Source organism: Citrobacter sp. Cpo221, assembly GCF_030332345.1.
Taxonomy (GTDB): domain Bacteria; phylum Pseudomonadota; class Gammaproteobacteria; order Enterobacterales; family Enterobacteriaceae; genus Citrobacter; species Citrobacter portucalensis.
In genome coordinates this window covers 112,105-125,971 of record NZ_JAOWIA010000029.1, presented here as the reverse complement: position 1 = coordinate 125,971, position 13,867 = coordinate 112,105, and the positions used below count along the sequence as shown (strand labels likewise).

Here is a 13,867-nt window from a genome sequence, read left to right as displayed (position 1 = left end):
AATGCCATTCTCAGGCGCAAGACGCTAGTCAGCGTTGTGCCGCTCCAGGTAATTATAGCGGCACACCTGCGCACTGGGCATTAATTACGATGGGTCAAAATCGAGTCGACCAGACCGTACTCTACCGCTTCAGAAGCGGAGAGGAAGCGATCGCGCTCGGTATCACGTTCAATCTGCTCAAGAGATTGACCCGTATGATGCGCCATAAGTTCGTTCATGCGCCCTTTTACCTTCAGGATTTCACGGGCATGAATTTCAATATCCGTTGCCTGGCCCTGGTAACCGCCCAGAGGCTGGTGGATCATGACGCGAGAGTTAGGCAGGCAAAAACGTTTGCCTTTCGCCCCGGCGGTCAGCAGGAACGCACCCATTGAGGCCGCCTGGCCCATACAAATGGTGCTGACGTCCGGCTTAATAAACTGCATGGTGTCATAGATAGACATCCCGGCAGTGATCACTCCACCAGGGGAGTTGATGTACAGGTAGATATCTTTTTCTGGGTTTTCTGCTTCCAGGAACAGCATCTGCGCCACGATCAGGTTAGCCATATGGTCTTCGACCTGGCCGGTCAGAAAAATGACGCGTTCCTTAAGTAGACGAGAATAGATATCAAAAGAGCGCTCACCACGTGAGGTCTGTTCAATGACCATCGGCACCAGCGCCATATGGGGTGCAAAGTTATCTCGTTCGCCGCTGTATGACATTTCCGTCTCCTGGATAAAATTTGAAAAAACCTGCTGTGCTGATTGTAACCTTATGGACGGATTATCAGCTAGTCCCTCAGTAATGGGTACGACATCGCCATAATTCAAGCATAACAATCTTTTGTTGTAACGCTAACACTGAAACGCTGTTTTCGCACTCTTCCCATGCAAAATGCGTGACAAAAAAAAACCCGCCACCAAAAGGTGACGGGCTTGCGTACGAAATTCGAGCTAAAAAAGCGACGAATTACGCCTGCTGGTTCATCAGTTCGTTGAAGGAAGTGGCTTTTTCAGTCACTTTCGCTTTCGCCAGAACGGCTTCAACAGCCTGCTCTTCCAGAGCGACGTTACGCATGTTGTCCATCAGCTCTTTGTTTTTGCTGTAGAACTCAACAACTTCTTTCGGATCTTCGTAAGCAGAAGCCATCTCTTCGATCAGGCCTTTAACGCGATCTTCGTCAGCTTTCAGTTCGTTGGTACGAATCACTTCGCCCAGCAGCAGACCAACAACTACGCGACGCTTAGCCTGTTCTTCGAACAGTTCACGCGGCAGTTCCAGAGCTTGTTTCTCGTTGCCACCGAAACGCTGTGCAGCCTGACGACGCAGAACGTCGATTTCGCTGTCGATCAGTGCAGCCGGAACGTCGATGTCGTTAGCTTTTACCAGACCTTCGATCGCCTGAGACTTAACGCGGTTACGCACAGCGCCTTTCAGCTCGCGTTCCATGTTTTTACGGACTTCAGCGCGCAGACCTGCTACGGAACCATCTTCAACGCCGAAACGTTTGATGAATTCTTCAGTCAGTTCCGGCAGTTCGCGTTCTTCAACTTTCTTCAGGTTGATAACGAACTTCGCAGCTTTACCTTTCAGGTTTTCAGCGTGGTACTCTTCCGGGAAGGTCACGTCGATAGTGAACTCTTCGCCAGCTTTGTGGCCTTTAACGCCTTCTTCAAAGCCCGGGATCATACGACCCTGGCCCATCGCCAGTACGAAGTCAGACGCTTTGCCGCCTTCGAACTCTTCGCCGTCTACAGAACCGGTGAAGTCGATGGTTACACGGTCTTCGGCATCAGCAGCGCCGTCTTTGTCTTTCCAGGTAGCCTGCTGCTTGCGCAGGGTGTCCAGCATTACGTCAACGTCAGCGTCGGTAACTTCAACAACCGGTTTTTCAACTTCGATTGCTTCCAGGCCAGTCAGCTCAACTTCCGGGTAAACTTCGAACTCTACCGCGTAAGTAAAATCTTCACCCAGTTTGTATTCGCCCGGAACGTAGTTCGGTGCGCCAGCCGGATTGATTTTTTCTTTGATGATCGCGTCAACGAAGTTGCGGCTCATCAGGTCACCCAGAACGTCCTGGCGAACAGACGCGCCATAACGCTGAGCAACAACATTCATCGGTACTTTTCCTTTGCGGAAACCGTCAATACGCACTTTCTTCGCTACGTTGACCAGCTCGCTTTTCACAGCGGTCTCGATGCTGTCAGCAGCGATAGTAATCGTTACACGGCGGCCAAGGCCTTGAGTGGTTTCAACTGAAACTTGCATCTTGTTACCTCAAAAAATCACAGTGCTCGGTCAACTCTTCTCCGCAAGCACAGGTTGTTGGCTTCGCGGAACTGGGATGTTCTCATAAGCAATCACATTCCCTGTCGTCAGAATCATCCCGAAGACATTCCGAAAAATAAGACGCGCATTATAGCGGCATCACTTTTATGAGTCGAGAACGGTTATCGCGCGTTGCTGCGGCTTTTTTCACAATTCCCGGCTAATTTTTGTCTGAATACTGTACGACTGCCCCAGAATTCAGACAAAACAAAACGGCCCGCAGGCCGTTTTCACATAATCTGTAGCAACATACTGGAAAAGCGTCGGTTGTTGCAAATCCGTTTTTACGCGATGCTTCCCGCTCCACGACACGGAGGCGATGCAAAAATCGTATCCTGCAACGCTTCCCACTCCTTAATAGTGTAGGTATGCAGGGCAAGCGCATGAACGGTTGTGGAAAGTTCCGCCGTTAATGTGCTGTAAATCATCCGATGACGATTAAGAAAACGTTCACCTGTAAAGCGATCGCTAACCAGTACAACCTTAAAGTGGCTTTCAGAACCAGCCGGGACATTGTGACGATAGCTTTCATCCACAACTTCGAGGAACACGGGTTCGAACGCTGCCCTTAATTTTTCTTCTATTTGCTCACGAATCATCATGAAATTTTTCCTCCGACAACGCTGAGATGTCACCCATCCCTTTAAATACTAGCCGCTTTTACCGTTTTCATTACACCTTAGCAACAAAAAATTAGCGCTTGTCTGATTTTCTCATTCAAACGGATGAAGTTCACTGATTCCTCACTCCAATTTATTGCAAAAAGTCCGTTTATAGTCTCTACAAAGTCATAAAACGGACAACACAATGAATTTACATGCGTTACCCACTTCCCCTCATCGTTGGCGATGTTATGATGGCGGGAATTTTCTCTAACCATACAATTTAGATTCGCTGAGAGCCCTGGCATGTTTAAAAAAATCCTCGTCCCGTTTGTCGCACTGTTTATGTTAGCTGGATGCGCAACGCCGCCGACCACTATTGAAGTCTCCCCGAAAATTACCCTGCCGCAGCAGGACCCGAGCCTGATGGGTGTGACCGTTAGCATCAATGGTGCCGACCAGCGCCAGGATCAAGCGCTGGCAAAAGTCACCCGTGACAACCAACTGGTTACCCTGACCGCGTCCCGCGATCTGCGTTTCCTGCTGCAAGAAGTGCTGGAAAAACAGATGACTGCACGTGGTTATATGATTGGACCAAACGGTGCAGTCAACCTGCAAATCATTGTTAACCAGCTGTATGCTGACGTGTCTCAGGGTAGCGTGCGCTATAACATCGCTACCAAAGCAGACATCGCCATCATTGCAACTGCCGCCAACGGTAACAAGATGACCAAAAACTACCGTGCAAGCTATTCTGTTGAAGGTGCTCTGCAGGCCTCTAACAAAAATATCGCTAACGCCGTTAACAGCGTACTGACCGACACCATCGCTGATATGTCTCAGGACACCAGCGTTCACGATTTCATCAAGCAGAACGCTCGTTAATTTCTGCCCATATGGCCCGGCGTTCGTCGGGCCTATAGAAGCCCATGTCCAGTCATTACTTACGTATTTTTCAGCAGCCACGCTCAGCTATCCTGCTCATTCTGGGGTTCGCCTCCGGTTTACCGCTCGCGCTCACCTCCGGTACGCTCCAGGCGTGGATGACGGTCGAGAATATCGATCTTAAAACCATCGGTTTCTTTTCCCTGGTCGGTCAGGCCTACGTATTTAAGTTTCTCTGGTCCCCGTTGATGGACCGCTACACGCCACCGTTTTTAGGTCGACGTCGCGGCTGGCTGCTGGCGACCCAGGTGCTGTTGTTAATTTCTATCGCCGCGATGGGCTTTCTGGAGCCTGGCACACAGTTACGCTGGATGGCCGCACTCGCAGTAGTAATCGCTTTTTGCTCGGCATCGCAGGATATCGTCTTTGATGCCTGGAAAACCGACGTATTGCCCGCAGAAGACCGCGGCACCGGCGCGGCTATCAGCGTACTGGGCTATCGATTAGGGATGCTGGTTTCAGGCGGACTGGCCCTGTGGATGGCCGATCGCTGGCTGGGCTGGCAAGGGATGTACTGGCTGATGGCTGCGCTGTTGATTCCCTGTATCATCGCCACCCTGTTAGCGCCCGAACCGACTGACACCATTCCGGTGCCTAAAACGCTGGAACAGGCGGTTGCGGCTCCACTGCGAGACTTCTTTGGTCGTAATAACGCCTGGCTGATCCTGCTGCTTATTGTGCTGTATAAGCTCGGGGATGCCTTCGCCATGAGCCTGACCACCACCTTTTTAATCCGCGGTGTTGGGTTTGATGCGGGTGAAGTTGGCGTGGTGAATAAGACACTGGGGCTACTGGCCACCATTGTTGGCGCGCTGTACGGTGGGATCCTGATGCAGCGCCTTTCTCTGTTCCGCGCATTGCTTATTTTCGGCATCCTGCAAGGAGCGTCGAATGCGGGCTACTGGCTACTGTCCATCACTGACAAACACATGTTCAGCATGGCGGCCGCCGTCTTCTTTGAAAACCTGTGCGGTGGAATGGGCACGGCGGCGTTTGTCGCCTTATTAATGACGCTGTGCAATAAGTCCTTCTCAGCGACCCAGTTCGCTCTGCTCTCCGCGCTTTCAGCCGTTGGTCGCGTTTACGTTGGCCCGGTAGCGGGTTGGTTTGTCGAAGCACACGGCTGGCCGACATTTTATCTGTTCTCCGTGTTTGCCGCGATCCCCGGCCTGATACTGCTGCTGGTATGTCGCCAGACCCTGGAACATAGCTGGCAAAATGAAAGCTTTATTCCACGCACGGAATTTCGTGGAGCGTACAGTCTGGCATTAATGACGCTGGTTGCGGGCTGCTGCCTGTTGCTGGTTTGGCTGCTGCTGTTAACCATGAACGCGCTGGATTACACCAACTTCTCCTTCCTGTCGGAACTGCTTGAAGTCTCGGTGGTGGTCGCGGTCTGCGGGGTCGTTTTTGGTGGATTGCTGGATTATCTGGCACTGCGTAAAACGCGTCTGGCGTGATGTTGCATATTTATGCTCTAAATAATTCGAGTTACGGGAAGGCGGCGACGCAGCAAATCCCCAGGAGTTTACATAAGTAAGTGACTGGGGTGAGCGAGGAAAGCCAACACACCCGTAGCTTGAAGTATGACGAGCATATTTGGTCGTTGTAATCACCCTGCGTAATTATAACGGCGAAATAAGCAACAACTGCTAAAAATAATATTTGTTATTTTGTGCGCCAAAGAATTTGGAAATTATTGACGCCTTTTATATATACTATTTTCCTTACTCGATTCAGCCAAGAAAGATTTATTTTTTGTTCCTCAATTGTCCGTTTATTGATAATCAATTGTTAAGCAATTGTTTTATTTTCGTATTGGTTATACCAATTGCCCTCAGTACGCCCCCCACCTGCCCGCTTTCGTTATAACGTGATGTTGCAACAGGTTCTTAAAGCTAAAGCGACATATATTGCAACATATGTGACATGCACGGCAGAACCCAGTAACACAGATCTAGAGATGTTTACAGTAATGTAACCTTCCCGTAAAATGCCCTCACACTTTAAACGCCACCCGGTCCCGTGGAATTGAGGTCGTTAAATGAGACTCAGGAAATACAATAAAAGTTTGGGATGGTTGTCATTAATTGCAGGCACTGCATTACTCAGTGGCTGTAATTCTGCGCTGCTTGACCCTAAAGGACAGATTGGACTGGAACAACGGTCATTGATACTGACGGCATTTGGCCTGATGTTGATTGTCGTTATTCCCGCCATCTTGATGGCTGTTGGTTTTGCCTGGAAGTATCGTGCAAGCAATAAAGATGCGAAGTACAGCCCGAACTGGTCACACTCCAATAAAGTGGAAGCTGTGGTCTGGACGGTGCCGATCTTAATCATCATTTTCCTTGCCGTTCTGACCTGGAAAACCACTCACGCTCTTGAGCCAAGCAAACCGCTGGCGCATGACGAGAAGCCCATTACCATCGAAGTGGTTTCCATGGACTGGAAATGGTTCTTCATCTATCCGGAACAGGGTATCGCTACCGTGAATGAAATCGCCTTCCCGGCGAATACTCCGGTTGAATTCAAAGTGACTTCCAACTCCGTGATGAACTCCTTCTTTATCCCGCGTCTGGGTAGCCAGATTTATGCCATGGCCGGTATGCAGACTCGACTGCATCTGATCGCCAACGAAGTCGGTACTTATGATGGTATCTCCGCAAGTTATAGCGGACCAGGCTTCTCCGGTATGAAGTTCAAGGCTATCGCAACAAAGGACCGCGCCGAATTCGACCAATGGGTTGCTAAAGCTAAACAGTCCACGAACACCATGAGCGACATGGCAGCGTTCGAGAAAGTGGCTGCGCCAAGCGAATACAACCAGGTGGAATACTTCTCCAACGTGAAACCGGATTTGTTTAAAGACGTTATTAACAAATTTATGGCTCACGGTAAGAGCATGGACATGACCCAACCCGAAGGTGAGCACAGCGCACACGAAGGAATGGAAGGCATGGACATGAGCCACGCGGAATCCGCTCACTAAGGGGCCGAGGAAGAATACGATGTTCGGAAAATTGACGCTGGATGCAGTTCCGTTCCATGAACCTATTGTCATGGTTACGATTGCTGCCATTATCATCGGTGGTGCGGCCTTACTGGGCCTTATCACTTACTTCGGTAAGTGGACCTACCTGTGGAAAGAGTGGCTAACCTCGGTTGACCACAAACGCCTTGGCATCATGTATGTCATCGTCGCAATCGTCATGTTGATTCGTGGCTTTGCCGACGCCATCATGATGCGTAGTCAGCAAGCGCTGGCTTCTGCAGGTGAAGCGGGCTTCCTGCCTCCTCACCACTACGACCAGATCTTCACGGCTCACGGCGTGATTATGATCTTCTTCGTGGCAATGCCATTTGTTATCGGTCTGATGAACCTGGTGGTTCCGCTGCAGATCGGCGCACGTGACGTTGCATTCCCGTTCCTGAACAACCTGAGCTTCTGGTTCACCGTTGTCGGCGTAATCCTGGTTAACCTTTCTCTGGGCGTGGGTGAATTCGCGCAGACCGGTTGGCTGGCGTATCCGCCACTTTCGGGAATAGAGTACAGTCCAAGCGTCGGGGTCGACTATTGGATATGGGCAGTCCAGTTGTCCGGTATTGGTACAACCCTGACCGGTATCAACTTCTTTGTGACCATCATTAAGATGCGTGCACCAGGAATGACCATGTTCAAGATGCCGGTGTTTAGCTGGGCATCTCTGTGCGCGAACATCCTGATTATCGCCTCTTTCCCAATCCTGACGGTTACCGTCGCGTTGCTAACCCTGGATCGCTATCTGGGCACCCATTTCTTTACCAACGATATGGGCGGCAACATGATGATGTACATCAACCTGATTTGGGCCTGGGGCCATCCGGAAGTGTACATTCTGGTTCTGCCAGTCTTCGGTGTGTTCTCCGAAATCGCGGCAACCTTCTCGCGTAAACGTCTGTTTGGTTACACCTCGCTGGTGTGGGCAACCGTGTGTATCACCGTTCTGTCGTTCGTTGTTTGGCTGCACCACTTCTTCACCATGGGTGCAGGCGCTAACGTAAACGCCTTCTTCGGTATCACCACCATGATTATCGCCATCCCGACCGGGGTGAAGATCTTCAACTGGCTGTTCACCATGTATCAGGGCCGTATCGTATTCCACTCAGCAATGCTGTGGACGATTGGCTTTATCGTCACCTTCTCAGTCGGCGGCATGACCGGTGTACTGCTGGCGGTGCCGGGTGCGGACTTCGTTCTGCACAACAGTCTGTTCCTGATCGCGCACTTCCATAACGTTATCATCGGCGGTGTCGTATTTGGATGCTTCGCTGGTATGACCTACTGGTGGCCAAAAGCGTTTGGCTTCACGCTGAACGAAACCTGGGGTAAACGCGCATTCTGGTTCTGGATCATCGGCTTCTTCGTAGCATTTATGCCACTGTACGTGCTGGGCTTCATGGGTATGACCCGTCGCCTCAGCCAGCAGATTGATCCACAGTTCCATCCGATGCTGGTCGTTGCCGCCTGCGGCGCCGCGCTGATTGCACTGGGTATCCTGTGCCAGCTGATTCAGATCTTCGTTTCTATTCGCGACCGCGAGCAGAACCGTGACCTGACCGGTGACCCATGGGGTGGTCGTACGCTGGAGTGGGCAACCTCTTCCCCGCCTCCGTTCTATAACTTTGCCGTTGTGCCGCACGTTCACGAGCGTGATGCCTTCTGGGAAATGAAAGAAAAAGGTGAAGCGTACAAGCAGCCTGCGCACTATGAAGAAATTCATATGCCGAAGAACAGCGGTGCCGGTATCGTCATTACCGCCTTCGCAACACTGTTTGGTTTCGCCATGATCTGGCATATCTGGTGGCTGGCGATTGCAAGCTTCGCAGGCATGATCATCAGCTGGATTGTGAAAAGCTTTGATGAAGACGTGGATTACTACGTGCCGGTCCCGGAAGTCGAAAAACTGGAAAACCAGCATTTCGATGAGATTACTAAGGCAGGGCTGAAAAATGGCAACTGATACTTTAACGCACGCGACTGCCCACGCGCACGAACACGGGCACCACGATGCAGGCCAGACCAAGATCTTCGGATTCTGGGTCTACCTGATGAGCGACTGCATTCTGTTCTCTATTCTGTTTGCAACCTATGCCGTTCTGGTGAACGGCACCGCAGGTGGCCCGACAGGTAAGGACATTTTTGAGCTGCCGTTCGTTCTGGTTGAAACATTCCTGCTGTTATTCAGCTCCATTACTTACGGCATGGCAGCGATTGCCATGTACAAGAACAACAAGAGCCAGGTTATCTCCTGGCTGGCGTTGACCTTCTTGTTCGGTGCCGGATTCATCGGGATGGAACTCTATGAATTCCATCACCTGATTGTTAACGGTATGGGCCCGGATCGCAGTGGCTTCCTGTCTGCGTTCTTCGCGCTGGTCGGCACGCACGGTCTGCACGTCACCTCCGGTCTTATCTGGATGGCTGTGCTGATGGTGCAAGTTGCTCGTCGCGGCCTGACCAGTACTAACCGTACCCGCATCATGTGCCTGAGCCTGTTCTGGCACTTCCTGGATGTGGTGTGGATCTGTGTGTTCACTGTTGTGTATCTGATGGGGGCGATGTAATGAGTCATTCTAACGAGAGCGGCGGCGCATCCCATGGCAGCGTAAAAACCTACATGACAGGTTTTATCCTGTCGATCATCCTGACGGTCATTCCGTTTTGGATGGTGATGACAGGTTCTGCCTCACCGGCCGTCATTCTGGGAACTATTCTGGCAATGGCAGTGGTACAGATTCTGGTGCACCTGGTGTGCTTCCTGCACATGAATAGCAAATCTGATGAAGGTTGGAACATGACGGCCTTTGTCTTTACTGTGCTAATCATCGCCATCCTGGTTGTGGGCTCCATCTGGATTATGTGGAACCTTAACTACAACATGATGATGCACTAAGAGCGGCGATTATGATGTTTAAGCAATACCTGCAAGTAACGAAACCAGGCATCATCTTTGGCAACCTGATCTCGGTGATTGGGGGATTCCTGCTGGCCTCGAAAGGCAGCATTGATTATCCCCTGTTTATCTACACGCTGGTTGGGGTGTCACTGGTTGTGGCGTCGGGTTGTGTATTTAACAACTACATCGACAGGGATATCGACAGGAAGATGGAGAGGACCAAAAACCGCGTGTTGGTTAAAGGTCTGATTTCCCCTGCGGTCTCGCTGGTATACGCCACCCTGCTGGGTATTGCTGGCTTTATGCTGCTGTGGTTTGGCGCGAACCCTCTGGCCTGCTGGCTGGGGGTAATGGGCTTCGTGGTCTATGTGGGCGTTTATAGCCTGTACATGAAGCGCCATTCCGTTTACGGCACGCTGATTGGCTCACTTTCCGGCGCTGCGCCGCCGGTGATTGGCTACTGTGCCGTAACCGGTGAGTTCGATAGCGGTGCGCTGATTCTGCTGGCTATTTTCAGCCTGTGGCAGATGCCGCACTCTTACGCGATTGCGATTTTCCGCTTCAAGGATTATCAGGCTGCCAACATCCCGGTGCTGCCGGTGGTGAAAGGTATTTCGGTCGCGAAGAACCATATCACGCTGTACATCGTGGCGTTTGCTATCGCCACGCTGATGCTAACCCTGGGCGGCTATGCAGGTTATAAATACCTGATTGTTGCCGCGGCGGTGAGCGTCTGGTGGTTGGGCATGGCGCTGCGTGGTTATAAAGTGGAAGATGACAGAGTCTGGGCGCGCAAGCTGTTCGGTTTCTCCATCATCGCCATTACCGCGCTTTCCGTGATGATGTCCGTCGACTTTATGGTGCCAAACTCGCAGAACCTGCTGACTTACGTCTGGTAAGAATCTGCAGATACGAAAAGGGTGCTCCGGCACCCTTTTTATTGGCAGGAATATTATTCAGTCATAGAGCCATTTCCCAGCCTTTGCTGACTCGATAATCATACCTACTGTCAAAGGCTTTAACTCAATTTCAGGAGGATCTTTTCGCCAGAAAGGGTATTCTTGTTCAATATAATTCCTTCCATCAAACTTCGAGTATTCAATATTAAAATGCTCAAATAAATCAGCTAAAAAATCATACGCATCTTCCGGAACAAACTGAAAATCATCCTCAAGGGTCCATTCTTTAGTGACCTGCTTAAGACCAGGTCTGAACCAACGTTCCCTGATTGGGTAATTCTTCATGATGTACTCAATAACTTCAGCTTCATAATTTCTCATCAGAAGGATGTCCACTGCATGCGATCTTTGGGTCGTACTAATATGATGATATCATTAGACTTTATGATGCATAATTCACACAACCTGTTGACCTGGGTTGGGTAAATTCAGCGAATGCTAAAAGGGTACTTCGGCACCCTTTTTACTTACTACGCGATTTTGAGAGCGTCAGGTCTCGTCTTTTTGCTCATCAGGCCAGATCTCAAACAACCATTTCCCCTCCTCTGCTGACTCCGCAAACATCCTTACGGTTAAAGGTAAACGTGTTGCTTCAACCTCCTCCCGTTTAACCTTGAACCATCGTGCCAAAAGTGGCGTGTTTTCCCAGGGGAAATAGCGGGTCCAGTCTACTTCCGATAAATCAACGTTGAATACTTTCCGGAACTCTTCAATTGCATCTGAGAGATCGTCTCGTGGCTCATCGAATAAATCTGTGTCGAGTTCTAAAGGAACCTCCTTCCAGTTTTCATCCAAATACCCAGGTATTTCTTCCCTGAAAATTTTTAACACATCGTCTTGAATACTCACTAGAATGATGTCCATTGAATACAAACATCAGCTTGAAGAAATGGGTTATATTTATCGCGAAATACCATTTTCCTTTTCCCTCTTTCCATTAGAAACAACCACAAAAAGACTACACCCGTAATTATCACAAGCAAATTAGTTGCATAGGTAATTATTTCAATTATCCCACAACACAATTCCACATATCGTAGAGGTTTACCGCACTCCTTCCCCGCTTTACACTAGGCGCGAAATTAATACAGAGGTGGGAATGAACGATTACAAAATGACGCCCGGTGAGTTGCGCGCCACCTGGGGTTTAGGGACCGTATTCTCGTTGCGCATGCTTGGCATGTTTATGGTCCTGCCGGTTCTGACCACATACGGTATGGCACTACAGGGTGCCAGCGAAGCGCTGATAGGCCTTGCTATCGGCATTTACGGTCTGGCCCAGGCCGTCTTCCAGATCCCCTTTGGCCTGCTCTCTGACCGCATCGGTCGTAAGCCGCTTATTGTCGGCGGGCTGGCGGTATTCGTTCTCGGCAGCATAATTGCTGCTCTCTCCGATTCAATCTGGGGCATTATTCTTGGTCGGGCTTTACAAGGCTCTGGCGCGATTGCTGCTGCCGTAATGGCGCTGCTTTCCGACTTAACCCGTGAGCAAAACCGTACCAAAGCGATGGCGTTTATCGGCGTCAGCTTTGGTATCACCTTCGCCATTGCGATGGTGCTGGGACCAATCGTTACCCATGCGCTGGGGCTACACGCGCTGTTCTGGATGATTGCAGCCCTTGCTACCACGGGTATCGTGCTGACCATTTGGGTCGTTCCCAATAGCACTACCCACGTGCTGAACCGCGAGTCGGGGATGGTAAAAGGCAGCTTCAGTAAAGTGCTGGCAGAGCCCAAACTGCTGAAGCTCAACTTTGGCATCATGTGTCTGCACATATTGCTGATGTCCACCTTCGTTGCCTTACCAGGCCAACTCGCGAAAGCAGGCTTCCCCGCCGCAGAGCACTGGAAAATTTATCTGGTGACGATGTTGCTGTCTTTTGTTTCCGTGGTGCCGTTCATCATTTACGCCGAAGTGAAGCGCCGCATGAAACGCGTGTTCCTCGCCTGCGTGTTACTGATACTTATTGCAGAGATTGTATTGTGGAGCGCTAACGTGCGTTTCTGGGGGTTGATTGCGGGCGTGCAGATATTCTTCCTCGCCTTCAACCTGATGGAAGCCCTCCTCCCCTCGCTTATCAGTAAAGAGTCTCCGGCTGGCTATAAAGGCACGGCAATGGGCGTTTACTCCACCAGCCAGTTTCTTGGCGTGGCGATTGGCGGTTCGCTCGGCGGTTGGGTGGTTGAAATGTTTGATGGTCAGGCCGTATTCCTGGCCGGTGCGCTTCTGGCGGCAGTGTGGTTATTGGTGGCGAGTACAATGAAAGAGCCGCCGTATGTCAGCAGCCTGCGGGTGGAAATCCCACCTGAAATTGCTGCGGATGACACCCTGAAGCAGCGTCTGCTGGCTAAAGAAGGGATAAGCGAAGTGTTAATTGTGGCGAAAGAGCATTCGGCCTACGTGAAAATCGACAGCAAAGTCACCAATCGATTTGAGGTTGAGCAGGCCATCAGTCAGGCGTGATGATTGCCTGATGGCGACTATCGTCTTATCCGGCCTACCAATAGCGTGTGCTACCTGTAGGCCTGATAAGCGTCGCGCCATCAGGCATTACGACTTAATCGCGGAAGTTCTTAAACTGGAATGGCTGGCCGAGATCGCCGCCGCGAACCAGTGCCATGACGGATTGCAGGTCGTCACGCGCCTTGCCGGTTACACGGATTTCTTCGCCCTGAATCTGCGCCTGCACCTTCAGTTTGCTGTCTTTGATCAGCTTAACGATCTTCTTTTGCACTGCGCTTTCAATGCCTTGTTTCAGCTTAGCTTCAACAAACCAGGTTTTACCGCTGTGCACGAAGGTTTCTGGTACGTCCAGCGACGTGCCTTCAATACCGCGTTTGAGCAGCTTGGCACGCAGAATATCCAGCAACTGATTGACCTGAAAATCAGACTCGCTCAGCACCTTAATCGTCTTATTTGACTCATTCAGCTCAAAAGTCGCTTCAACGCCACGAAAATCAAAGCGTGACTCCACTTCGCGGCTGGCGTTATCTACCGCGTTACGGGCTTCCTGAAGATCAACTTCAGAGACAATATCGAAAGATGGCATCTTTTCCTCTCCCTTCATTTTTGATGCGAAGCATAATACCTGCAAAGTTACCCAACAGACAG

At 50.6% G+C, this 13,867-nt stretch carries 14 protein-coding genes; 8 read left to right on the top strand and 6 right to left on the bottom strand.

All coding sequences use genetic code 11. From position 1 onward, the window contains the following. Window positions 1-80: 80 nt before the first annotated feature. From clpP to bolA, 3 genes are all read right to left on the bottom strand, one after another. Entirely contained in the window at window positions 81-704 is a 624-nt protein-coding gene (gene clpP, locus OGY72_RS01795) for an ATP-dependent Clp endopeptidase proteolytic subunit ClpP (protein WP_003021624.1), read from the bottom strand. Between the two features lie 247 nt (window positions 705-951). Continuing rightward, entirely contained in the window at window positions 952-2,250 is a 1,299-nt protein-coding gene (gene tig / locus OGY72_RS01790) for a trigger factor (protein WP_003021622.1), read from the bottom strand. 344 nt (window positions 2,251-2,594) lie between these two features. Further along, entirely contained in the window at window positions 2,595-2,912 is a 318-nt protein-coding gene (bolA, locus tag OGY72_RS01785; protein ID WP_003021619.1) for a transcriptional regulator BolA, read from the bottom strand. Window positions 2,913-3,218: 306 nt separating this feature from the next. On the opposite strand from bolA, the gene OGY72_RS01780 reads away from it, so the two are divergent. The 7 genes from OGY72_RS01780 (at window position 3,219) to cyoE (ending at window position 10,695) form a co-directional block, all read left to right on the top strand. Continuing rightward, the gene (locus OGY72_RS01780) at window positions 3,219-3,797 is read left to right on the top strand and encodes a lipoprotein (protein WP_032941838.1); all 579 of its coding nucleotides are present in this window, start codon (window positions 3,219-3,221) and stop codon (window positions 3,795-3,797) included. Between the two features lie 44 nt (window positions 3,798-3,841). Further along, entirely contained in the window at window positions 3,842-5,317 is a 1,476-nt protein-coding gene (gene ampG, locus OGY72_RS01775) for a muropeptide MFS transporter AmpG (protein ID WP_286546437.1), read from the top strand. 584 nt (window positions 5,318-5,901) lie between these two features. Further along, a complete protein-coding gene (gene cyoA / locus OGY72_RS01770) occupies window positions 5,902-6,849 on the top strand; it encodes a cytochrome o ubiquinol oxidase subunit II (protein ID WP_032942534.1) in 948 nt (315 codons plus the stop codon). Window positions 6,850-6,868: 19 nt separating this feature from the next. Further along, on the top strand, window positions 6,869-8,860 hold the full coding sequence (gene cyoB / locus OGY72_RS01765) for a cytochrome o ubiquinol oxidase subunit I (protein WP_003831008.1): 1,992 nt from the start codon (window positions 6,869-6,871) through the stop codon (window positions 8,858-8,860). Continuing rightward, window positions 8,850-9,464 (top strand): cytochrome o ubiquinol oxidase subunit III, encoded by a 615-nt coding sequence (locus OGY72_RS01760; RefSeq protein WP_003831007.1) that lies wholly within the window; start codon window positions 8,850-8,852, stop codon window positions 9,462-9,464. Before cyoB ends, OGY72_RS01760 begins: the two co-directional genes overlap by 11 nt. Beyond that, a complete protein-coding gene (locus OGY72_RS01755; protein ID WP_003831006.1) occupies window positions 9,464-9,793 on the top strand; it encodes a cytochrome o ubiquinol oxidase subunit IV in 330 nt (109 codons plus the stop codon). The genes OGY72_RS01760 and OGY72_RS01755 overlap by 1 nt, the downstream gene beginning before the upstream one ends. A gap of 11 nt (window positions 9,794-9,804) precedes the next feature. Continuing rightward, window positions 9,805-10,695, top strand: coding sequence for a heme o synthase (gene cyoE, locus OGY72_RS01750; RefSeq protein ID WP_003831005.1), 891 nt, complete (start codon window positions 9,805-9,807; stop codon window positions 10,693-10,695). A gap of 57 nt (window positions 10,696-10,752) precedes the next feature. Here cyoE and OGY72_RS01745 read toward each other — a convergent pair whose 3' ends face one another. Both OGY72_RS01745 and OGY72_RS01740 read right to left on the bottom strand, forming a co-directional pair. After that, window positions 10,753-11,076 (bottom strand): DUF1493 family protein, encoded by a 324-nt coding sequence (locus tag OGY72_RS01745; RefSeq protein ID WP_267445061.1) that lies wholly within the window; start codon window positions 11,074-11,076, stop codon window positions 10,753-10,755. Between the two features lie 168 nt (window positions 11,077-11,244). Then, window positions 11,245-11,619, bottom strand: a complete 375-nt coding sequence (locus tag OGY72_RS01740) for a DUF1493 family protein (protein ID WP_079938378.1) — start codon at window positions 11,617-11,619, stop codon at window positions 11,245-11,247. Window positions 11,620-11,854: 235 nt separating this feature from the next. On the opposite strand from OGY72_RS01740, the gene OGY72_RS01735 reads away from it, so the two are divergent. Further along, window positions 11,855-13,219: an MFS transporter gene (locus tag OGY72_RS01735; RefSeq protein ID WP_071445875.1), complete on the top strand. Its 1,365-nt coding sequence runs from the start codon at window positions 11,855-11,857 to the stop codon at window positions 13,217-13,219. A gap of 94 nt (window positions 13,220-13,313) precedes the next feature. Here OGY72_RS01735 and OGY72_RS01730 read toward each other — a convergent pair whose 3' ends face one another. Continuing rightward, window positions 13,314-13,805: a YajQ family cyclic di-GMP-binding protein gene (locus tag OGY72_RS01730; protein WP_003831002.1), complete on the bottom strand. Its 492-nt coding sequence runs from the start codon at window positions 13,803-13,805 to the stop codon at window positions 13,314-13,316. Between the last annotated feature and the right edge of the window lie 62 nt (window positions 13,806-13,867).

Excerpts from the sequence above, each read along its gene's own strand:
- clpP (WP_003021624.1), bottom strand. The coding sequence starts at position 704 with ATGTCATACAGCGGCGAACGAGATAACTTTGCACCCCATATGGCGCTG.
- tig (WP_003021622.1), bottom strand. The coding sequence starts at position 2,250 with ATGCAAGTTTCAGTTGAAACCACTCAAGGCCTTGGCCGCCGTGTAACG.
- bolA (WP_003021619.1), bottom strand. The coding sequence starts at position 2,912 with ATGATGATTCGTGAGCAAATAGAAGAAAAATTAAGGGCAGCGTTCGAA.
- OGY72_RS01780 (WP_032941838.1), top strand. The coding sequence starts at position 3,219 with ATGTTTAAAAAAATCCTCGTCCCGTTTGTCGCACTGTTTATGTTAGCT.
- ampG (WP_286546437.1), top strand. The coding sequence starts at position 3,842 with ATGTCCAGTCATTACTTACGTATTTTTCAGCAGCCACGCTCAGCTATC.
- cyoA (WP_032942534.1), top strand. The coding sequence starts at position 5,902 with ATGAGACTCAGGAAATACAATAAAAGTTTGGGATGGTTGTCATTAATT.
- cyoB (WP_003831008.1), top strand. The coding sequence starts at position 6,869 with ATGTTCGGAAAATTGACGCTGGATGCAGTTCCGTTCCATGAACCTATT.
- OGY72_RS01760 (WP_003831007.1), top strand. The coding sequence starts at position 8,850 with ATGGCAACTGATACTTTAACGCACGCGACTGCCCACGCGCACGAACAC.
- OGY72_RS01755 (WP_003831006.1), top strand. The coding sequence starts at position 9,464 with ATGAGTCATTCTAACGAGAGCGGCGGCGCATCCCATGGCAGCGTAAAA.
- cyoE (WP_003831005.1), top strand. The coding sequence starts at position 9,805 with ATGATGTTTAAGCAATACCTGCAAGTAACGAAACCAGGCATCATCTTT.
- OGY72_RS01745 (WP_267445061.1), bottom strand. The coding sequence starts at position 11,076 with ATGAGAAATTATGAAGCTGAAGTTATTGAGTACATCATGAAGAATTAC.
- OGY72_RS01740 (WP_079938378.1), bottom strand. The coding sequence starts at position 11,619 with ATGGACATCATTCTAGTGAGTATTCAAGACGATGTGTTAAAAATTTTC.
- OGY72_RS01735 (WP_071445875.1), top strand. The coding sequence starts at position 11,855 with ATGAACGATTACAAAATGACGCCCGGTGAGTTGCGCGCCACCTGGGGT.
- OGY72_RS01730 (WP_003831002.1), bottom strand. The coding sequence starts at position 13,805 with ATGCCATCTTTCGATATTGTCTCTGAAGTTGATCTTCAGGAAGCCCGT.